The sequence below is a fragment of the Paenibacillus sp. W4I10 genome, from assembly GCF_030816325.1.
Taxonomy (GTDB): domain Bacteria; phylum Bacillota; class Bacilli; order Paenibacillales; family Paenibacillaceae; genus Paenibacillus; species Paenibacillus amylolyticus_B.
On the sequence record NZ_JAUSXX010000001.1, the window covers coordinates 4,070,405 to 4,092,865 of the forward strand.

The following is a 22,461-nucleotide window of genomic DNA, read 5'->3' on the forward strand; positions in this document are numbered from 1 at the left end:
AATTATATTTTTTTTGCGGCAAAAATGACATTAAACTTATAAAAATTTCTGTTTATTTTTCAATCAGACACTCTTATTTTCAATAGAAAACTCAATAAATTCTGGAAAAAAATCTGTTGAATCTCCTTTATTCATCCCCTATAATGCAATTTAGACGCGGAATTCAAGAACTAATATCATATTTTATATTTGCCGCAAACTAATTTCCTCATCTTTTCAGTTGTTTATCCTCACTTACTACCATGATTCTTACATACAACGTCATTATCGTACCGCTCAATGCGGATTCGAAAGGAGTTGAACTTCCCTAACTTTCCCTCATGACATGCAAGTGTGACAGAACGAGTTAATCATCCATAATCCATTATTCAGGAGGTATACCATGACAAGATTATTTGATCGAAATAAGAGGAGTTTTGGACTGTTTTTGGCTTTTGTCCTCATGATTACCCTGCTTTTGCCTGCGGGAGCCTTACCCAAAGCCTCTGCTGCAACCATCACCATTGATGGCAATGTGAGCGACTGGAGCAGCGTTAGTGCGCTCACGACCAATAGTGGCACAGCCCAGACGCTCAAAGTAACTAATGATGGGACCAACCTCTATCTGCTCGTTCAAGGCTCAGGTCTGAGTACAGCGATGGGCAACTTCTGGATTAACACCGATAACAATACTTCAACCGGTTACCAGGCTGCGGGCTGGGGGACTACAGGTGTGGAGTGGCTCCTTGAAAATACGGGATTATACCGCTATGGCGGCAGCGGGACCGACTGGCACTGGAATTTCAACAGCACATTAACCAGCTCCCAATTCTACCGTAGCTCCTCCGTCATCGAGGTTGCTATTCCTCTCTCAACACTGCAAATCAGTGCAGGCAGTACAGTGCGAGTCGGGTATATCGATAACAGCTCGGATACATCCAGACTGCCCGCCGCTGGACAAACACTGCCCGCTTATCTCCTGACCTCGTCTGGATCGGGTGGGGGTACGGGGAACAATACCGTGGTGAATCCTGTAGAGCTGGACAGCCCACTCAACAATCCATTCAAAGGCTGGGCGCCTTCGGCCAAGAGCACGACATATGCACAGCCACACAGGCTCGTATATGCCGGTGTAACCTGGAAGGAGCTAGAGTCCACCAAAGGCACATATGATTTTAGTGCAATTGAAGCCACCAATAATTTTGCCTACTGGAAAAGTAAAGGCGTCAAAGTGGTGTTTCGCTTCATTCTGGACAGCCCGACAGGGCAGGCTCATCGGGATATTCCCGACTGGCTCTACAATGACATGGTTGCCCGTGGAGAATCACCCGGAACCGTATACAACGATACAACCGGAGGCATGGGTACAGGCAACAACATGGGCTTCTCCCCCAACTACAACTCCACCTATCTGCAAGACCGGCACAAATTAGCCATCGAAGCCATTGCGGCAAGGTACAACACCAATGATCGTCCGGTCGCTTTTGTCCAGATTGGTTCCCTCGGACACTGGGGAGAGTTCCATACGTGGCCTTATGTCGGACCCAATGGTGAAACCAATTACACAGGCGCTTTCCCTACCAATGACATCTCGAACAAGTATGTTCAGCATTACATTGATGCCTTTGCTGGCAAAGAGGACAAAATGCAGGTTCTGATCCGCCGTAGTATCGCCTTGGCGAAAACCAACAATAAAGGCATGGTTATGGGCATGTTCAACGATGTGTTTGGACATAAAGACAGCTTCGATGCGGATTGGGGTTGGTACACGGGCACCCAGAATGGCTATTGGGATGACATCGGCCAGCAGCAACCAGGACACCCGAACTTCTGGGAAACCCGAATCTCTGGTGGTGAATTTTATGGGGGAGCTTCCGGCATGCTTGCGGCATTAACCACCGGTAGCGGCTTCACGGAAACGCTGCGTCAAACTGAGCTTAGTAAACCAAGCTGGCTGGGACCGAATTCCCCTGCTTCGCTTCCTCTGAATCATGCATTACAGGCCAATATTGACGCACTCAAGAAACGAATGGGTTACCACTTTGTCGTGAAGGAAATATCGCATCCATCCACCATTAGCGGAAGCACGTTTACCACAACGATTAAGGTGGAAAATAAAGGCGTACAGCATTTCCCGTTTGCTTGGCCGGTTGAGATTCAACTCCGCAGCGGCAATACCGTTGTTGCGAAGAAAACTACAAACGTTAATCTGACCACATGGAAAACGGGTACCTACACCTTGACCGACTCCATTTCGGTCTCCGGTCTTGCTACTGGCTCCTATGATATCGCGATTACGATCATCGATCCATCAACAAATCAGCCTGGCGTGGACTTCGCCAATACGAATAAGCTGACGGACGGATCATTCAAGTTGAGCAGTGTAACGAAGTAATGTCAGGTGCTACGTTGTATGATGCAATGCACTCGACATTGTACGTGTAAATTACAAGAGCAGGAAAGAAGGCATAACTCCCCATGCCCTCCTTCCTGCTCTCCCTTTGATTGCACGAGTGACCAACTCCCCGACGGCTCGGCAGCTCGCTTTCCCTCAATCAACCCTTTTTAACGTATACTTTTATTTCCTCAGCTTCAGCTTCCGACAAGGGCAACTCGCGGGTAGGTCCGAACGCTAACGAACATCAGGCACCTTATTCGAGGGTTTTGGGCATGATCTCAAAATGTAACGAACACCAGAAACCTTATATTCAAATTTACAGGACTCCTTCAGGTCAATAGCATCTCTGAGGTTCGTTAGAATATCACAACCTTTTTATTTCGCCAAATAGCGTCTGTCATGTTCGTTAAAGTTGGTACAACCCTTGCTGAGTCTGCATTACAATACCATCGGGCAAGTTGACTATATGACAACCGCGAACGATCTCCACTTCATATCGCACATATCAACAAAAAGGATTGGGGCCCCGTCTGGGGTCTCCAATCCTTTTTTTCAATATTTGAGCCTTGTCCACGTTAACGTCCTCACCAGAATAAAAGGTACTGCTCAAGTCATTTCCCAAACTTGAGCGCAAAGGGATCGTCAGCAGGACCAATTCCTGCATTCCTTCGTCACGTTGCCTTCCCTTACTGCACCTTATTGCCTTATTGAGCCTTTTTACGCAACTGACTGTAATACAGCTCGCTGTAGAAACCGCCTTGTTCCAGCAACTCATCATGCGATCCTTGCTCTAGTAGATGTCCATCCTTCAGCACCAGAATTCGGTCAGCCTGACGGATCGTGTTCAGCCTGTGGGCAATGACAAAGCTGGTGCGGCCTTGCATCAGACGTTGTAGCCCTTCCTGAATTTTGATCTCTGTGACGGTATCAATACTGCTCGTCGCTTCGTCCAGTACGAGTATCGATGGATCGGCCAGAATTGCCCGGGCAATGGCGAGTAATTGCTTTTGTCCCTGACTAATGCCGCTCCCGTCGGCCTGGAGCACTTTGTCGTACCCGTCCTTCATCCGCACGATGAAGGAGTGAGCATTGGCCAGCCGGGAGGCTGCCTCCACCTCTTCATCCGTCGCATCGAGACGGCCAAACCGAATATTTTCTCGAATCGTACCCTGAAACAGAAATGAATCTTGTAGTACAAATGCCATATGTGACCGCAGATTCTCACGCCGAATGGTGGTCATATCGCGACCATCTACCGTTAATATGCCACCTGTCGGATCATAGAAACGGGATAATAGCTGAATCAATGTTGTTTTCCCCGCTCCGGTCGGACCTACAAGGGCAATCATCTCACCAGGTTTGGCTTCAAAGCTGATGTCATGCAAAATGTTACGTCCTTCATCGTATCCAAAGGATACCTTGTCGAAACGAACGGCTCCCTCCACCTTATCCAGAGATACCGCTGCCCCTTCGTCCTTCGCTTCTTCATCTTCGTCCAGCACCTCGAATACGCGCTCAGCCCCCGCAATCGCGGACAATAACGTATTCCACTGGTTCGCCAGATCATTCAGTGGACGGGTGAATTGACGGGCATATTCCACAAAGATAATAATCACCCCGACGGTAACAGAACCCTGAATCGCCAGAATACCACCAATACCCGCAACAATCGCAAAGCTCAGGTTGTTCAACCCATTCATCAGTTTCGGGATAAAACCGGAGATCGTCTGTGCCCAGAAACCGGAAATCCGGATGCGGGTATTTCGTTCCTCAAAACCGCGAATCACCCGTTCCTCTTGCGAGAAAGCCTTAATGATCCGCTGCCCGGATAATGTCTCTTCAATGTAACCGTTAAGTTCACCGAGATTGCGCTGCCGCTCCTTGAAGAGAGGTCCCGTTCTGCGCGTAATCCAACGCATGCCGATGGCCATCAAAGGCACAACGATAAAGGTAAGCAGGGTCAGTAGCGGACTGAGCCACAGCATAACCCCAAACGTTCCGAGCAGCGTCAATACACTTGAGAAAATCTGGATGGCCGAGCTGTTCAACGTACCGCTGACATTCTCGATATCATTGGTCACCCTACTCATAATCTCCCCCTGCTGGCGTTTACCGAAGAATGGAATCGGCAGCTTGTGCAGATGGGAGAACAGATCATACCGCATGCGGAACACAGTTTCCTGTGCAATTTCGATCATCCATATATTTTGTAACCAGGATGTAAGAGAGAACAAGACATACACTGCGGTTAATCCAATCAGAAACCGAGTCCAGCTTGAGCCGGCTTCACCCGCGATGAAATCATCTACGGCCACTCCTACCATGTAGGGGCCAAGCAAAGCAAGTGCGGAGCTGGCTAACACCATCAACAGTACCATGGACAGTTTAACCTTGCGCCGTGCCAGATAGGTCCAGATACGACCTAGCGTACCTGACCAGTTCTTCGCCCGTGCCTTGGGTTTGCGACCACCGCCTGATCGTAACGTCTCCGGATCAATCGGCGGTGGCGGCTGACGGAAAGGCTCAATGAATGCTTTGAACATGCTGCGCACCCTCCCCGTATTGTGATTCATGGATTCGACGATACAGCTCTGACGACTCCATCAGGTCTTCATGTTTTCCTTGCCCAATGAGTTGTCCATCATCAAGCAGTAGAATCAGGTCCGCCGAAGTGGTCGAACTGATCTTCTGGGTGATGATAAACGTGGTACACGACAATTCCTCCAGCGCATCGAGCAGTCTGCCTTCCGTAGCTACATCCAGCGCACTTGTGCTATCGTCCAGAATCAGAATTCTTGGTCTACGTACCAGTGCTCGTGCAATGGAAAGTCGCTGCTTCTGTCCACCGGAGAGATTCACTCCCCGTTGACCGAGCAATGTATCATAACCGTTTGGTAAATTCTCAATTGTTTCATGGATCTGCGCGCGCTTCGCGGCTTCCACGATCTCATCCAAGGTAGCATCTTCCTGACCCCAGGCAATATTCTCCCGTATGGAACCGGTAAACAGGACAACCTCCTGAGGCACATAACCAATCGCACCACGCAGCATGGACAGATCCAGCTCTGATGCATCAGCACCATCAATCCGTACCTTTCCTTGATCCTCTGTGTATAACCGCGGAATAAGCTGCACCAGTGAAGATTTGCCTGAGCCAGTTGCTCCCATAATGGCAATGCGCTCCCCCGCTTTTGCCGTGAATGTGATGTTATCCAGTACTGTAATTTCACTATTCGGATAACTGAAGCCCACACTGCGGAATTCAACCGCTCCCTGCACAGCCCGCTGTTTCTTCGCTGGGTATACAGATTGCGGAAAATGCGAAGATTTCATAGATCCAGCAGATGGTGCAGACGTTGATAACGACTTCGTCTGTTCAGTCTCCGATGTATCCTCCGTATTAAACACTTCATTCAGTCGTTGCGCCGAAGCGCTTGCTCTCGAGAAGGTTACCAGAATCCATGACAACGCAGACATGGCACCAATTGTGCGAAGCAGGTAGTTAATGACGGCGACCACTTCACCCACGGTTGCATTACCGGAGGCAATGTCGACTCGTCCAAACCATAACACGGCGATGATACAAACGTTCATCATCAGCAGCATGAACGGCATCGTGGTCTCCGTCAGGCGCAGCGCGGAGATTGTGCCTTTCATCAGCTTGCCGCTGAATCCGGCAAAGCGTTCAATCTCATGGCCCATCCGTACGAAAACACGGATCAGCCGGATGCCTGTCAGATTCTCCTGGATGACTCCATTGACGGCATCCAGTCTGCGCTGCACATTGCGGAACAGCAGCGCTGCCTTTTTGATCATCCACACCACAACAATGAGCAGTACAGGCACCATGACAACCAGCAGCAGACCCAACCTCGGGTTCACGATCACTGCCATAATCATGCTACCAATCACCACCAGCGGTACACGCGTCATGAAGCGCAGACTCATGAAGACGGTGTCCTGTACCTGGGTCACATCCCCCGTTAATCGCGTAATCAGAGACGACGTTGCGAAACGATTGAATACGGCATAAGAGAACGTTTGCACTTTCTCATATAACTTCTCGCGCAGATCGTATCCGAACCCCAAACTCGCATGGGATGCAAAGAACGAACTTGCAATTCCGGCAGCAAAAGCCACAACAGCACTGCCCACGAGCACGCCGCCCCACAACCAGACGACTGACAGGTCTTCCTGCTGAATCCCGTTATCAATGATCTTGGAGATCAAGTAAGGCTGAGCCAACTCAACCGTCAGCTCAATTAACATCATGACCAGGGCTGCAATTGCGGCAACTCGGTACTTCTTCAGGTGGTACAACAGCTTGATCATAAGCATTCCTCCGGCTCGGAGCACCCTAAACCGATAACACGTTCCAGCTCAGAGCCTCCATTAGACATGTTGTTTTCTCCACAGCGTCCAATATATAATCATTTCTATGTACACATATGGTTATTATAGCGTATTTTACAATGCCGCTTCTATTCTTATTACCCTACTTTTCCCAATACAATAAACTCCTCTTCATTTTGGCAGTAAAAAAAGGAAGGTCTCCCTTCCCCACGTTAGTTAAGTGCTTACAGCTGATGTAGTTTTTCACTTAGATACTCCCGACGTTTCACCACATATTCGCGAATTCTTTCCGGTTCACCCGCAAATACATCCATGGGCCATTTCATGTAAGGATCTTTGTTGACATCTTCCCGAATCTCATTGTGTAACCGATGGACTAAAGGCATAATTCGCTTCTCTGTAAAAGCATTCATCAGATGCTGGCGCATCAGCTTCTTATATTGTTGACGGAAACTACGAAATGCCAGCAATCGTCCGGTAAGTCTGTTATACCCCTGAATACGAACAAGATTGGCGTCAACTCGTGTTCCATAACAGTTTCTCCCCCATGTACCCTCATAATCCCAAGGCAGGATGCCATATTTCCCACTTTTGATTTTCTCATACCATGTGTAATTCTGATGAAATCCATCGAAGTTCCCTGTGAGCACAGCTCCACTTAACCAGCGTAAATAATTGTCCGTATCCACCCTCGACTGTAAAAAACGAAACAATTCCAGCTTGGACTTAGTGTTCAACTGCTGAATAAAATTACGCAGCCTTGTGCGATCCACATTTTTGCCCCGAATTAAGCTGTAACCGGACAATAGATCGGTACTTGTTGAGGAGTTATCCGAATTTACCGTAAAACCAGCATGATCATTCACCGCATAGAAGATACTGCGCACAGGGATTTTCCTTTGGCGAAAAAAGAAGGATTTCACCCCTTCAATCCGCAGGTATACACCCAAAAGCTGCCCGTTCAGATAGAGTACGCAGTGTTGTGTAGACGGTGCGGGTACACGAATCGACTCAAAAAAACGAAAAGAAAGTGCATTGCGCAGCAACGAAGGATCATCATACTCCGCATTAAAATGATACGTCCGGCTGGATGTACGAATCTCAAATGATTTTTTCACATAGCCACGTGTATGTCCTCCCCGGTATCGAATCCGGATCGGAAACGGCTTGCCGTCCATCTGCATCGTGCTGTTTACAAACGTCTCTGACCATATATTGGACGTTAACTGTTGATATTCGGTTGGAGACAAGCTGATATGGTAGACAGGTAGAGCCATTTCCATCCGCCTTTCGAGTACCTGTAAGATTCGCCCGTAGGCTCTTGCATCATCCTATGCAGAAGCACAGAAAGTCGTACGGGCGAATGCACAGTCCTGGTACTTATCACATCCAACTTCACTTGTCATAAGCGGAAAACCGAGTTATTAATCTATAAATTTACACCATTTTCATAGATTATAGCCAAAATGATATAAAAATGGTTACCTGGCTAGTCCCTCCAAGAAGCATGTCACATATGCTTAAACTACAGACAGACACGAATGACGAATGGAAGGGATCACAATTACATCCACCATTTTTGTCCATCTGAACTTATATCATGGAAGGGGTAAAACACAATGTCTATGAATGGTCAAGGAATGAGAGGTTTGTTGGGAAGAGAGATTAAGATTAACCGGGGAGGACCTGATTCAGTACAAGGTACACTTACGGACGTTCGCTGGGACTATATGGCAATGAACTGCAAAGAAGGGATTGTCTACGTTAATGAATCACATGTTAAAAGCATAACAGATACAGGCCGTTCCGGTGGTAACAGAAATGCAGCCATGGGGAACCCTATCCCTTCCAACACGTTTCTGGGCGTTATGCAAGCACTCCGCTTCCGCCGTGTTCAGATTAACCGGGGAGGACCTGAAAAAGTGGAAGGCATTCTGGCCGATGCCAACCAGAACCAATTGATCATGACTTTGAAAAATCAGGAGATTGTTCGTATTCCGATGCAACATGTGAAGTCTGTATCCCTCGTACGTGGTGGTGGGAACAACAACAATAACAATAACAATAACAATAACAGTAGTAATACAAGTCAAGGGAACCAAGCAGCCCAAGGTAATCAGACGGCTCAAGGCAACCAGTCTCGTGGCAATCGTTCTCAAGGCAACCAAGCGACTCAAGGTAACCAATCCCAGGGTAATAAGTCCAGCGGCAACAAGTCACGGAGCAATCAAGGCAATCGTTCTCAGGGGCAACGAGTTCAAGGGAACCAATCCCAAGGCAATAAATCAGGAGGCAACAAGTCACGAGGAAATCAAGGCAGTCAATCCCGTGGTAACAAATCCGGCGGTAAAAAGAAGTAACTAAAATAAACTGACAACTTAAGTTATCTACCAGCTTAAAGGGGGGAATTATCATGTTGATCTTCGTCGCATTAGTCTTGATTGGTGTACCTTTTTACTGGATCGTTGCACCCGGAAGGCCCACTCCATCCCATGAACATCTGCTTCAGGCTTCGTCAGGACTTCTCCCCCTGGGAGGTGAATCACAGTAAATGCCTGACTACCAGTTGTGGTTAACCTTCGGGGTCTTTATCATCACTGTCATTTTCCTGATGTGGCGTCCTGGCGGATTAAACGAATCTGTACCTACCTCGCTTGGCGCCCTTCTTCTTATTATAACTGGAGTGAGCAGCTATGCTCATATTGTTGGAATCTTCGGGATCGTATCTGGTGCAGCCGTAACAATTCTCTCTACCATTGTCATGTCGATTATTCTTGATAGCATCGGTTTTTTTCGCTGGATCGCCTTCAATATGATTGAGAAAGCGAGAGGTTCCGGCTTTCGATTGTTCTGGCTAATTCTATTACTTTGTTTTCTCATGACCATCTTCTTCAACAATGATGGCAGTATTCTGATCACAACTCCGATTATTATTCGAATCTGTTCCATGCTTCGTCTGAAAATGCATCAACAGTTGCCATACCTGATCTCCGGTGCGCTCATCGCTACGGCTTCCAGTGCGCCAATTGGACTTAGTAATCTGGCTAATCTGATTGCTTTGCAAATGGTAGGCTTAAATCTGAATACTTATACTCAGATGATGTTTGTGCCATCCATGCTTGCGATTATGGTGATGACCGTACTACTGTTCTATTATTTTCGCAGAAGTATTCCCAAAGTTATTCATCATTTCCCTGTATCCCTGCAGTCTTCATCAGGTTCAGGATATCATCCGCTACAGACGGCTGAATCCGAGAATAAAGTAGACTGGTGGCTGTTCCGTGTCTGTATAGGCATCGTTGTATTTATCCGTGCAGGAATATTTTCTAGCTGAGCAAGTCGGTATACGCATGGAGGTTGTCGCTATCACTGGTGTTATTCTCATGCTCGCTGTGCGTTGGTATCGCACCCGGACTGGACTCAAAGATGTTATAACACAAACACCTTGGCACATTCTACTCTTCGCCTTCAGCATTTATGTTATTGTGGATAGTCTTCACCGGGCAGGCATGACCGCGTCGATCATTCAGTGGATGAAACCTATAATAGAAGGAGGAAATGCCAGCATCATTGCTGTGTCAGGGTTAATGCTCACTCTGCTTTCCAATCTATTCAACAATTTGCCCTCCGTCATGATTGGGACCTTTGCTGTTACAGATCTTCCACTAAGTGAATCTCAACTGCATCTTGCATATCTTGCCAACATTCTGGGAAGTGATATCGGAGCATTGCTGACACCGATAGGTACTCTGGCAACGTTAATTTGGATGTATATATTAAAGACACATCAAATTCGAGTCTCCTGGAAACAGTATATGAAAGTTACCATCATTGTGATACCCATCAGTCTGATTGTTAGCCTAATTTCATTATATATTTGGACATCTATACTCTATTGAGAGGAGGAGTACTGTGGAACTCGTTACGCATTGGCTGGGTAAATCCATCGAATTGGAGCTGTCTGGCTGTAAACTACCGATCCAGGGTGAGATCATTGATGTAGGCCAGGATCTGATTGTAGTCTACGGAAACCAGCGATTTATCTATGTTCCACTTCATCATATTCAATCCATGCATATCCTCACATCAGATGATTCAACTGCGGCTGTGCCGATGCCTGATCCGGAGATGGATCACAACAACATTTCATACCGCAAAATGCTGATGAATGCCCGTGGACGATTCAGCGAAATCTCCATCGCAGGGCGCACGCTGCATGGTTATGTCACGAATATTATGAATGACTACTTTATGTTCTACTCTCCGTTATATCATTCTATCTACGTTTCGATCAATCATCTGAAGTATATTATCCCCTGCCCTACTAACAGCACACCCTACTCCCTTAGTCAGCAACATTTCCCTATGCAACCTTCGTCCATGTCACTTTCCCGTACACTCGATCAGCAACTTCATAAAATGATAGGTGAACTTGTTGTACTCAACCTCGGTTGCAAGCCTTACCGAGCAGGGTTATTAAAGAATGCAGACAGCCACTTGCTTGCATTGGTAGAAGCAGATGGGACTTCTTTAATTATGCATACCGATCATATCCAAACCATTCATCTCCCTTGAGTATCAGAAGAACACAAAGGTTCATCTGCCTATGGCTGATGAACCTTTTTTTCAACTTTACTTACTACCATCTTCTACGTCCACGCTCACCCCGATAGTCATCATTCAACTCTCCCAGGCGATCGTATGTCTCTTTATATATCCGTATCACGGCCTGAACTCTGATAAAATCGGCATCCTCCGGTCCAAGTCCCTCCATAAACATTCTCTGAATAATCTGTTGGAAGAATTGCACTCTGGCCTCAAGCTGTTCTTGCTCAAGCTGTAATATGTCTTCGAAACTGTGGTTCCCTATGTAATCCATCAACTCATCATCATGTCTGGAATAATCTGCGTTTCTCCGATCTGCAACCCATTCATCCGGCTCGTCGGGCTGGAGATTAACACTCGTACGTAGTTGGGATAAAATGATTTTCTCTTTGGCCAGCATGACATGGAAATCTTTGTTACGAAGCAGCTCAGATACAATCAGACTGCACATTTCACGGTTTTGGATCAGTATGCCGTCAAATGGATGCAGTGTCCACTCCCCGTTTGCATAATACAGGTTAAAGTTAAAGAACTCACTGCCATATTTGTATTGAATATTAATCTTGGTCTCATCAATAATCTCGAATGAAAAGTCCAGCATATTCAGCAAGCTCCTTTGCACATCCCCAGATTTTAACTTCATTTTATCAAACAAATGAAACAAAGAGACGCACTCAGCGTCCCTCGTAGAAAATAAATACATGTAGTGATGTCCATGCCATATGCAGCGAGTCCCTACTCTATTAACTAATCCAGGAAAGATCCTAATGCACTGGAATCCGGTTTATTTTTCTCCGGAATGGCAGCAGCTTTCGGCCCTTCCAGACCCAGTCGATCACTCATTTTGGCGTTAAGTGTTGTCATCTTGTTGGTATAGTCATTACAGCTCTCGATGATCCGGCGATTAGACTGCTCGGACAGATCCAGTGCAGACATCAGATCACCCATCGCCTGATTGACCGCTTCAAGGGACATGGCCGGTTTGGACAACAGTTCATTCGTTTTCTCAGTTGTTGTCTTCAACAATCTGGCGTTCTCCTTGAATTGATCTTCAATCGTCTTATTCGTAGCTTCCACAGCGGAAATAACCTTCTCCTGATCATTAAGAGCCATCGCAATCATGGCCGAAACGGTGATCAGATTCGCTGTTTTATCAATGGCGTTATTAACGGAATCAATCAGCTTGTCATTGTTATCATTAATGATGTCGGTAGCTGCAATCGCCTGATTGTACAGCATGATCATCTCTGTCATGGATTGGGTACGTGTTACCACTTTGCGCAACCCACGCTCCAGATGTGCTTTACGATTCTCGTTCTCCGGCTTGGCGATCTCGGTTTCAAACAATGCTTTCAATTGATTACCAAAAGAGATTTTGGTCTGCAGATTGTAGATCTCCTGAATGGAAGAACGTTTCAATTGACGCATGTTCACGATACTTTCTTCCAGGTTGTCCTTGCCGTCCCGCAACCCGTTAATGATGGCATCAATGTTCGTGCGAACGGATTGATAACGGTATACATAGTTTTTCAGTGGGCTTTTACGTAACAACTTCCCGACAAAACTCACATTTTTACTCTGCTGCAAACTCTCACATTCATCACGGAGCTTCAGGATCATGTTGGATACCTCTGCCCGATTCCCGGACATCAGTTCATTGACTGGACGATCAAGCAGCTTGAGAGTCTGTCCTGCTCTCTCTTGTGTTTTCACGCCCAACTTGCCGATATCATCCATTAAGGTATCCAGATGAGCCGGATCACTTTGGGACACTTTCTGAATAAGCTGCGTTGCTTCCTGGTTAATCCGTTGCTCATCTTCCTGCTTCAACTGAGCCCATTCCGTTGCCATGCCAATCCCTCCTATAATTCAGAGCTGTTATACCGTTGATGTATTAGTTCCGCTTTGTTCTGGAGCTCCATTAAGTCTTTATGTTCAATCGTTGAAACAATATCCGATATCTTGGAATCTACGTCTCGAAGACCATTCAGAAGCATACGCCGATTATTGCGTTTGGCTTCTCCACTTAAACGTAGAAATGGATTAATAAACCCGTTCAGGTCTTTCAAAATCAGTCTGCGCACCGTATGGTTGATATCCCCGTTGTTTAGCTCCTGAAGAGAAGGAATCACACGCTGCAGACGGGCAAACAAAGCCAGTGATTTTTCCACGATCTCATTATCCAGCTCGTTCTTCTGACCTTCGGAGATGATCATGTCCTCCAGAACCTCCAGGTATTCAATCACCGGATCAAATACAGGATCTGGTTCGGTGCGGGAAGGCTTCGCTTGTTCTGAGCCCGCATGTTGTGCGGGAGTGGAGCTCGAATGAGGCTGTACCAGAGAAGCTTCTCTTGCCCCTGTTGGCACTGCGCTCGGTGCTTGTCCACCATTCAAGCGGGATGGTTCATTTCCGATATCTGTAATGGGTACAGGGGCTGAAGACGAACCCTGAACCTGTGTACGTGACGTGGATCGTGAAGGAATCAGTCCCCCGACCACAGTTGCCAGTGCCGGAATTGCCCACGTGATGACATCCGGTAGAAAGGGACTCGAGATGGCCGCGAGACCATAACCGACCAATGCGCCAATACCTATCTTCGTTTTCCGTAACATTACTTGTCCTCCTGCCTTAACAACACATATCCGTATTGTAAAAAAACCATCCAGAAGGTGTCAATGTTGAGGGAAATTCTCAGCTAGACGTGGTGTACTCCGCTTACCTTCTGAACGTCGATTATAAATGGCTGTTCGATATGACTTCCCAGTATGCCAAACTTCGGATGAAGTGGTCCAATATCATGGCCAAGTGCAGACTTGACCGCCAGATAAGGGAAGTTCACGCCCGACAGGCAAGACATGTGCAACCCACCCGACATACGCGGATTGATCTCCAGCAGCTTCGGTGTATCCTTGCGATATTTCATCTGTATATTAAAATTATAAGGAATCCGATATACTTCTGCCACATTACGGGCAATCGCCAGCAATTCCTCGTTTTCTTCGAGCAAGCGCAAACGTCCTCTTTCTTTTCTACGCGGAATAGCCGTTAATAGTTTCCCATTGCGATCCGAAAGACAATCAATGCTGTATTCATATCCTTCCAGTACCTCCATCACCATGACATTGGGAAAGGACGGAGCAGAAGAGAACGCACGCAGGGCATCTTCATATGAAATCGAGTTAAGCGCATACCCGAACAACTCCTGCAACGGATCACGTTCATTGTTAATCACTCGGAATCCCATACCACCCTCACCATTACATGGTTTGAAGCATACATCATGTCCACGTGCACGCAGCGCCTCATAGGCTTGCTGGAATTGTGCAGCATTACTAACCGTGAAATAATCCGGAATCTCCATGATGCCTTTCTCACGCACCGATTCATAGAACCGGTCTTTCTCCATCAATTGTTCCAGCAATTCCGTGTCCGAGCATACGATAACCCGTGTACCGATCTCTTCGAACAGGGAGATATGTCTGCTGATGTCCAGCATGTTCCAGCGTGGAATAAATACATCAATCTGATGACGGCGGCAAAAGTCGAGGCAAAAATCAACATATTCCCGTCCCGTTACACGCGGTTCAACTTCTGCAACATCACAGCCCTGTAATGCCATGTGTCCCGGATCAGGATGAGTACCGTAGATCTCAAATTCCATGCCGTCCTCATTGTCCCGAATCGCATTCATATAATGATACGTTACAGAGAACCAACGGTTGAAGTAAATCTTCATTTTTTTCATTTATACGGTCTCCCTTATGTCGGCATGGTCTATCTGGGTCTGTTGATCGTTATGAATACGGTGAACGTAATCGAGAATCTCATCTGCTGCAAAAGCACCGAATTGTTTCGTAAATTGATACGGTACCTGCTCAGGTACACGCTGTCTCTCCACATGTAACTCTCCGTGAGACGGAGCAATGGCGTGGTGCGCAAAGTCCAGCAAACAACGATCCAGCAAGGAATCACCCGAAGCAATCACAGGCACATCGCCAATGCGTTGCCTAATATGCTCCACTGCAGCTCGTTTGTTCACGGCCGAAGGCACCAGATAGAGCTTCCGCCCCTGAATCGAACTCTCCCATCCAAGTGTCTCTAACACCCGAATCTTGTCGGCAATGCGCTCCATAGGAAGCTTGTCACGTTCGATTAGCAATGCAAAGAACAGCTCATCACACAATCGCTGGTTAATCACCCATTCCGGGCTCAGTACATCGTCAAATAAATCCAGGATCTCTTCGGGAGCAGCTGCCTGCTGACGAAGCAAAGAACGAATATGCAGATTCCATTCATCGTCTACCTGACCGTCAACAATAATGTTGCCACCATTACTCGTCACCGCATATTTTGGAATACATTCGTTCTGAAAAATATGAATACGTCGGTACTGCTCCACGGTACGTGTCGTCACAGGCATAAATACAATGTCTTGTGGCAAAGACTGCAACCGCTCCAGTGCATATGCTGACATAAAAGCGGACAACTTGCCGTTAATCCACTCTGCGGGAACAAGTCCCGGTGTATCTTCGGGAATACGGAGCGCACGACGGGAGTACACCAGCGTCTGGTCCAGATCACTTGCGTAGATCATCATTCTCCTCCACCTCCCAGGGATTGAATAATACCGCAACAGGAATAGGTTAATCCCGGGTATACCTCAACCGGAACCTCTCTGTCCCTGGCGAGCATCATAATATGTTGTAAATCCGGATTGTCCAGTCGATCAACGAGAATTTTCCAGGGGACCCGGCGTAATAACACTCGGGTTGTTTCTCCAATTCCAGGTTTGATCAGATTAATGTTCGTAATGCCAAAGGATTGCTGGATGGACTCAATATCCTGCCAGCCTTTCCAGGTAATTTCCGAAGTACCAGTAGCATTGTCCTCCGTTTGAATTTCCGCCAGGTCCATCATTTGCGGAAAATGCTGAGCAATAGTATCCACGTATTGGGTCGACACATCCGCAGAGGACCATTCACGATACCATTTGGCCCCGTGAAAATCTGCCGGCCCAATCAGATCATCGCGAAGTACTGTACGGCTAACCAGTCCAGAGACAGTGGAATTCAGACAAGCGCTAGGAATGAGATAATCTTCCCTCGTCCCAAAGGTGCCTGAGCATTGCCCCGGATCTGCCAACACGGCAAGATCATCATCGAGGCTTACACCGTAAGTCCGTTCCATTTGGTCACAGGACTCTTTCAGCACTTTGCGAATAGCCCCTTTTCCTGTCCAACCATCTACAAACTGAATGGCTGTTTCCAGACCATGCTGCTGTAAAATATATAAAATTGCGTTCTCGTCCATACCCTTGCCACGAATAATTGAAATGCTATAATGCGGAATCGTCACTTTGTATTTCAATTCAATATAACGCTTGATCAGGATGCCTACAGGCGTTCCGGCTCGAGCCAGAGATACCAGCACCAGATTCAGTCCCCTGCGCTCTACAATCTTCTCAGCCACAATGGCGGTATGACGTGCGATTCTTGCAGCGGATTGTTCCAGCGTCTGATGGAACAGCTCGATGTATTCTGCTGTGGGCTGATATTCCACGGGCAGCATCTCCGAATAATGAACCCCGGATTGGATTGCTTGCTCCCGTTCACCCGTTCCCTTTTCCAGATCCACATGGCTGATATCCTTCAGTAGGAAAACAACGTCCGATGCAGCATAACTACCCATCGGCTGGGGAGACGGAATCTCACGTTGTCTGATTAGCTCTAGTGTAGTTAAGTTCATTGCTCGTTGTCCCCTGTCTTCTCTGGCAAACCGCAATATATGATATGAATGTGTCCGCATCCCAACTGACCCAGTACCTTCAACATCGGTTCCATTCGTTCTTCGGACATCTGTCTCTCTAGCAAAACAAAGATTTCATCATATTGTCCCGGGGCAATGTTATAGATAAAGTTACGAACAGAAGCGTCTTCCGGTGAAGCATATCCGGCACCACTACGAACAGCATATGCTGGAGCTGGATGTGTATGGATTGGACTGCGAGTAGTGGATTGATACAACACGCCTTCTCCCATCTCGGCAGCAATACGCATCGGAATGTACATGAACTCCCCTGTTCCCATCACCAAAGTCCGTTCTCCCGTACGCTGTGACCGAAGTCGTTCTGCAATCCGGCTAATCTCTTCACGCAATACGTCATTATGTCGGGATTGCATACCAAACCTGCCCGTATGTTGGACGTAGCTCGCTGTGCTACGTTTACCTTCTCCATCCTCCGAAGTGGCATGCAGCTGATCGAAGGCATCTGCAACGGTAGAGGTATGAAGCGTTACGGCAGGATGAGATAGCTGCTCATCTTGCTGTGTTGGTTCCAACTGTGGAGTACCCACCACTTCAATGCGGCCCTTCAACAGGCTTAACGGTGTAATGGTAATCCCCAATTCAGCTTCCAGCTTGGCAAACCGAAGTTCGTCCGCTTCCGTACGCCAGTCCAACAGCGAAGCAATCACATATTGCTTCCGGGGGTATCTGGCCTGAATATCCCGAATGATATTCAACGTCGTTTTGCCCGTCGTAATCTCGTCGTCCACCAGAACAATCGGGCCCTCTCCTGCAAAGGCTTCATGATCCAGCGCATAACAACGATGAGCCATCGCATGGGAATGTTCTTCTTCAAATTGAATATCTGGATGCATCGCTGGAACATATTCGCGAGTGGTGTGAATATAGGAAGCTTGATCAGCAAACATCTCATACATGCTGTGGCCCAGCGCTGTCGCTGTCTCCGCAAAACCAACAAAACGAATCGTTTCCGGCAAGCTCAAGCCTTCTTGCAACAGCATGTTGTACACTTGCCGAGCTTGCTGGGGATCAATCAATCCTTCGACCATTTCACGTTTCCACTCGGTGATCTGATCTTTGGTCTCTTCCGTCTCCTCAGTCAGGTGCTCATATAACAGAACAGCCAATGCTGCGCCGCTCAGAAGCGAGGTATACGGGTTAACCGGGATGTGCTTGCCCAGCAGTCTGCTTACAAACAGAAATGAACGTTTCTTATTGATTCGTGCAGCCATGGAAAATAGAGATTCTAGTGGAAGTTGCAGCGGGTTATGTGTAACCTGAACGTTCAGACTGAATTGATCAAGAATTGGGAACGTAGTTATGTTGTTGTTCGTGCTTGGGCAAGAGCCCGACAAAATGCTGCTGTTCATGTAACACCCCATATATTTGTGATCGGATTAGAATTCGATTCGCCCAGCTCAAGTGTGGTTTAATCTCATTCATTTTGTTATAGTAATTACTTTTGAACACACCCAGGCTACCGTCATTACGGGCGATGATGTCTTGGGCATCGGAATATTCCTCATGTGTAACAACGTACATGGCTTGTACGGGCTTAATATGAGAAGGATGAATGATCGTTTTACCTACAATTCCATTTTCCTTGTCCATCATGACTTCACGCATCAATCCATCCATTGTATTCGTAATATATTTCATTCTCAGATGTAGCCCTGATTTGCCCAGGGTTTCTTCAAATGGAGTCTGTCGTAATTGAGGTTTGAACACACGCTCCCGCTGACTGAAATATTCCCAGACAGGACCTGAGATCACATACGGCTTGTCCATTCGTCCAAACAGATTGATAATATCGGAGATGCAGTCACGGATCGTGGCGATATCGTATATGGTCAATTCCGGGCTTCGGCGTAGTCCAAACAGGCTGGAGAAATCGGTCGCACCAATGCGTACATTGAGCACATATTCAACATTTTCATCGAGGATGTTTCGAAGGCCCAGTAAGGTCTCCCAACGTGTCTCCCGATATATAATTGAAGCCGTTTCCAATATAGGCATTCCATAGAGAACGGGATAATGATCCGGTTTCCGTTGATTATACTTGCGGATCTGGTCAAAATAGTCTCTTCCATTGCCCACACAAAACTTGGGCAATGCCACGCCTGTCAGCATGGACACCAATTCTCCCAACGTATCAATGAGACGTTCCAACTGTTGTGGTGAACGTACACGAGCAAACAAAAGAGGCATTTGATCCTGACTCAGCATGCCTGTCTCCATATAAGTCATCAGTTGAGTTAGATGCTGTACCAGACACTGCTCGGCGAACTCCACTTGGTCGTCACCCACAGCATCCTCCAGATCAATAATAATGGTCGTCAGACCTTCATGTTTACCATTCATAATGTCGACCGCGATATGTGTGCGCGTCGCGGGCATATATAAAGCAGCCCCAACAGCATATGCCAGTAGATCTTTGGAAGTCCGGTGATTGAACGAGACGGGTGAAGAGAAAAATAAAGTATCTTCTTCTTCCAGACTCAAAAAGTTAAAATATTTCAGGATTGTCTCCTCCTCGCACCTTTGGCAATAGCCAATCTGCAATAGTTGATTCCAGCTGTCGGGGCATAAAAACCAATCCCTCCTTAGTCTGGAGGGATTGATGGTCTATTATCGAGGATAACGTTGGTCAACAGTATCCTTGCAATGGTGCTGACCGATACAGCGTTTATATATTCAATAAATACGAATGATTACTTTCTTCCCGCAACCCACTGCATTCCCCAATCATGAGCCTCGTCCAACGCCTGATGCCCATTATAGAACTGCACGATTCGTTCAATACTGAATGTCTCATTGTTCACATTGCGTAACATCGCGATGCCACACATGCCAAGCGGGCTCCCGTATTCATTCATTCGGACAATGATATCCGGGCCGTCCTTCTGCTGGATGGTTACCACACCGTCTACTTGAGACCAGTTGGCCACACCACCATAAATATAGGTGAATACCAAGATGCGCTCAATTTCCGAGATACGGGCACCATTAATCCGTAGATTCTCTCCGGTCTTAACCGATCCCGTCCGGTCATCCCCATCCAGTGCAATATAAGGGAAACGGTTGAGTGAACCAAACGTCTGTCCCAATGCCTGAATCACATCTCGTGTACCATCCTTCATCTCGAACAGGCAGCCCAAGTCCAGATCCACACTCTTGCTGCGACCAAATAACCCTTTGCTACCCTGTTGATTCCAGTTGAGGTTAATCAGGATTTCACCAAGTCCCCCCGCATTTTTCTTGAGGTTAATGGTGTCGCCCTTCTTCTTCAATTCAATTTTGCTGAAATTGATCGAATTGACAGGAGCAGGCGTCGGTTCTGGTGCGGGTGCCGGGGGTGGTGGAGTCGGTGCAGCTGTCGGGGGAACGGTTGATGTGGTTGGCGCAGCGTCTGATCCACCATCCACATCCACACCAAAGTTAGCACAGAGTGCATTCAAACCTCCTGCAAAACCCGATCCTATTGCATTGAACTTCCATTCTCCGTTATGGCGATACAATTCACCAATGACAATCGCGGTCTCCACTGTAAAACCGCTTCCCAGATCATATCTCATCACTTCCTGACCTGTAGCTGCATTGGCAAACCGTAGAAAACCATGCTGAACCTGTCCAAAATGATGGCGTCGTGCTTCACCGTCATGAATCGTCAGGCTGAAGGCGATTTTCTCAATTCGGGCAGGGATTTTGCCAAGTTCAATGGCGAACTGTTTCTTCTCACCGCTAACCTGCCCACCATCCATATACGTGATAAACGCGGTAGAGGGCTGGTTATAGAAGATAAAATCCTCATCTCCAGCCACTTTATTGTCTGAACCCAGAAGGAATGCTGATGTGTCCAGCTCCACAACCGAGGCTGCCTCCCAACCAATGCCTACCGTTAGACGGGACAAGCCTGGATTGGTTTTGGTCAGATCACTCTTCTGGCCTTTCACGACAGAAATCGCCATAGCAGAATCACCTTTCTATGCCAAGTTATTGTGCATCCAGTCCGTAATTTTTGCATAAAGCAGATAGTCCACCTGTGAAGCCGCTGCCTACCGCCTGGAATTTCCAGTCCGCACCTGCACGGTAGAACTCACAGAACACTACTGCTGTTTCTGTAGAGTAGTCTTCTCCGAGATCGAACCGAAGCACTTCCCGATCACTTGCAGCATCTACAACACGAACAAAAGCATTGGAGACTTGTCCAAAATTCTGCCCTCGTCCATCTCCATCATAGATGGTTACCGTAATACCGATCCGGTGAATGTGCGCAGGGATTTTGCTGAAGTCAACGACAACTTGCTCATCATCGCCGTCACCCTCACCCGTACGATTGTCACCGGTATGTGTCACTGAACCCGCACCGCCGCTTGGATTGTTGTAAAAAACAAAGTCATCCGTACCTTTGGCTTTTCCATCTTCGTACAACAAAAAAGCCGAAGCGTCCAGGTCAAAATCGACTCCACCACTATATTTGTTCGTGTCCCAACCTAAACCAACTACCACACGGGTAAGGCCCGGATTCGTCTTAGTCAGGTCAATACGTTGTCCTTTGGCAAGACTGATCGTCATTTGTTTTTCCACCTTTCCAAGATATGTGATTAAATGAAAAGGAGAACCGCCCAGGAGACGGTTCTTCCCATCCTGTAAGTCGTTCTGTACGTCCTATTGCAAACCGTAATCGCGTGTCAATCCAACCAATCCATCCTGGTAACCACTACCGATGGCACTGAACTTCCACTCGCCGCTATGACGATACAATTCACCAACAACTACACCCGTTTCGATGGAGAAGTCTTCTCCCAGGTCGAAACGAATCAGTTCTTCGTTGTTTGCTTCGTTAACGATTCGCACATAAGCACGAGAGACTTGTCCGAAGTTCTGGCTACGTTCTGTAGCTTCGTAGATCGTAATGGAGAATGCAATCTTCTCTACATTGGCGGGTACGTTAGGCAGGTCGATATTGATCTGCTCATCATCACCATCGCCATCTCCTGTACGGTTGTCACCAGTGTGAACAACAGAACCATTTTCATTTTGTGGATTGTTGAAGAAGATGAAGTTTTTCTCGCCTTCTACTTTACCGTTTGCATTGGCACAGAATACCGATACATCCAGGTCAAAGTCTTTTCCACCATCATACTTATTGGTATCCCAGCCCAAGCCTACTGTGATTTTTGTCAAACCTGGGTTCGTTTTAGTCAGATCGATTTTTTGACCTTTAGAGAGATTAATTGCCATCGTATGATCATCCTCGCTTATTTAAGTGTATTGTAGTTATCGTGACATATGAATATCAGGATTATTGTCGATTT

General features: G+C 47.1%; 20 protein-coding genes. 6 read left to right on the forward strand and 14 right to left on the reverse strand.

Features of this window, described 5'->3' with window-relative positions:
- Positions 1-382: 382 nt before the first annotated feature.
- Complete coding sequence (locus QF049_RS18350) at positions 383-2,374, forward strand: DUF4832 domain-containing protein (RefSeq protein ID WP_307539496.1); 1,992 nt, start codon at positions 383-385, stop codon at positions 2,372-2,374.
- A 707-nt stretch (positions 2,375-3,081) separates the two neighbouring features.
- Here the strand turns inward: QF049_RS18350 and QF049_RS18355 are convergent.
- From QF049_RS18355 to QF049_RS18365, 3 genes are all read right to left on the reverse strand, one after another.
- Positions 3,082-4,920 carry an ABC transporter ATP-binding protein gene (locus QF049_RS18355; protein ID WP_307539497.1) on the reverse strand — a complete coding sequence of 613 codons (1,839 nt, stop codon included), beginning with the start codon at positions 4,918-4,920 and terminating at the stop codon, positions 3,082-3,084.
- On the reverse strand, positions 4,901-6,709 hold the full coding sequence (locus QF049_RS18360) for an ABC transporter ATP-binding protein (protein WP_307539499.1): 1,809 nt from the start codon (positions 6,707-6,709) through the stop codon (positions 4,901-4,903). The genes QF049_RS18355 and QF049_RS18360 overlap by 20 nt, the downstream gene beginning before the upstream one ends.
- Before the next feature lie 245 nt (positions 6,710-6,954).
- Positions 6,955-8,007, reverse strand: a complete 1,053-nt coding sequence (locus tag QF049_RS18365) for a CotH kinase family protein (RefSeq protein ID WP_307539501.1) — start codon at positions 8,005-8,007, stop codon at positions 6,955-6,957.
- Positions 8,008-8,349: 342 nt separating this feature from the next.
- Between QF049_RS18365 and QF049_RS18370 the strand changes: the two genes are divergently transcribed.
- From QF049_RS18370 to QF049_RS18390, 5 genes are read left to right on the forward strand one after another with little or no spacing between them, the layout of a single operon-like run.
- The gene (locus tag QF049_RS18370; protein WP_307539503.1) at positions 8,350-9,090 is read left to right on the forward strand and encodes an LSm family protein; all 741 of its coding nucleotides are present in this window, start codon (positions 8,350-8,352) and stop codon (positions 9,088-9,090) included.
- A gap of 53 nt (positions 9,091-9,143) precedes the next feature.
- Positions 9,144-9,281, forward strand: coding sequence for a hypothetical protein (locus QF049_RS18375; protein WP_161799422.1), 138 nt, complete (start codon positions 9,144-9,146; stop codon positions 9,279-9,281).
- Positions 9,282-10,064: an ArsB/NhaD family transporter gene (locus QF049_RS18380; RefSeq protein WP_307539506.1), complete on the forward strand. Its 783-nt coding sequence runs from the start codon at positions 9,282-9,284 to the stop codon at positions 10,062-10,064.
- Positions 10,065-10,080: 16 nt separating this feature from the next.
- Positions 10,081-10,629, forward strand: coding sequence for an ArsB/NhaD family transporter (locus QF049_RS18385; protein ID WP_307539508.1), 549 nt, complete (start codon positions 10,081-10,083; stop codon positions 10,627-10,629).
- 13 nt (positions 10,630-10,642) lie between these two features.
- Positions 10,643-11,305, forward strand: coding sequence for a DUF2642 domain-containing protein (locus QF049_RS18390; protein WP_307539510.1), 663 nt, complete (start codon positions 10,643-10,645; stop codon positions 11,303-11,305).
- A 64-nt stretch (positions 11,306-11,369) separates the two neighbouring features.
- On the opposite strand, the gene QF049_RS18395 is transcribed toward QF049_RS18390, so the two are convergent.
- The 11 genes from QF049_RS18395 to QF049_RS18445 form a co-directional block, all read right to left on the reverse strand.
- On the reverse strand, positions 11,370-11,936 hold the full coding sequence (locus QF049_RS18395; protein WP_307539512.1) for a hypothetical protein: 567 nt from the start codon (positions 11,934-11,936) through the stop codon (positions 11,370-11,372).
- A 146-nt stretch (positions 11,937-12,082) separates the two neighbouring features.
- Positions 12,083-13,186 carry a toxic anion resistance protein gene (locus QF049_RS18400; RefSeq protein WP_036606281.1) on the reverse strand — a complete coding sequence of 368 codons (1,104 nt, stop codon included), beginning with the start codon at positions 13,184-13,186 and terminating at the stop codon, positions 12,083-12,085.
- A gap of 11 nt (positions 13,187-13,197) precedes the next feature.
- Positions 13,198-13,950 carry a hypothetical protein gene (locus QF049_RS18405; protein ID WP_307539514.1) on the reverse strand — a complete coding sequence of 251 codons (753 nt, stop codon included), beginning with the start codon at positions 13,948-13,950 and terminating at the stop codon, positions 13,198-13,200.
- A gap of 83 nt (positions 13,951-14,033) precedes the next feature.
- Positions 14,034-15,083, reverse strand: a complete 1,050-nt coding sequence (locus QF049_RS18410) for an ATP-grasp domain-containing protein (protein WP_124117250.1) — start codon at positions 15,081-15,083, stop codon at positions 14,034-14,036.
- Positions 15,084-15,932 carry an HAD family hydrolase gene (locus QF049_RS18415; RefSeq protein ID WP_307543325.1) on the reverse strand — a complete coding sequence of 283 codons (849 nt, stop codon included), beginning with the start codon at positions 15,930-15,932 and terminating at the stop codon, positions 15,084-15,086.
- The gene (locus tag QF049_RS18420) at positions 15,932-17,083 is read right to left on the reverse strand and encodes a cysteine protease StiP family protein (RefSeq protein ID WP_307539517.1); all 1,152 of its coding nucleotides are present in this window, start codon (positions 17,081-17,083) and stop codon (positions 15,932-15,934) included. The genes QF049_RS18415 and QF049_RS18420 overlap by 1 nt, the downstream gene beginning before the upstream one ends.
- A complete protein-coding gene (locus QF049_RS18425) occupies positions 17,080-18,513 on the reverse strand; it encodes a phosphoribosyltransferase family protein (RefSeq protein ID WP_307539519.1) in 1,434 nt (477 codons plus the stop codon). Before QF049_RS18425 ends, QF049_RS18420 begins: the two co-directional genes overlap by 4 nt.
- Positions 18,443-19,645, reverse strand: coding sequence for an HpcH/HpaI aldolase/citrate lyase family protein (locus QF049_RS18430; RefSeq protein ID WP_307539521.1), 1,203 nt, complete (start codon positions 19,643-19,645; stop codon positions 18,443-18,445). The genes QF049_RS18425 and QF049_RS18430 overlap by 71 nt, the downstream gene beginning before the upstream one ends.
- 209 nt (positions 19,646-19,854) lie before the next feature.
- Complete coding sequence (locus tag QF049_RS18435; RefSeq protein ID WP_307539523.1) at positions 19,855-21,111, reverse strand: TerD family protein; 1,257 nt, start codon at positions 21,109-21,111, stop codon at positions 19,855-19,857.
- Positions 21,112-21,136: 25 nt separating this feature from the next.
- Positions 21,137-21,718 carry a TerD family protein gene (locus QF049_RS18440; RefSeq protein ID WP_036606267.1) on the reverse strand — a complete coding sequence of 194 codons (582 nt, stop codon included), beginning with the start codon at positions 21,716-21,718 and terminating at the stop codon, positions 21,137-21,139.
- Between the two features lie 93 nt (positions 21,719-21,811).
- A complete protein-coding gene (locus tag QF049_RS18445; protein WP_076213449.1) occupies positions 21,812-22,387 on the reverse strand; it encodes a TerD family protein in 576 nt (191 codons plus the stop codon).
- Positions 22,388-22,461: the final 74 nt, after the last annotated feature.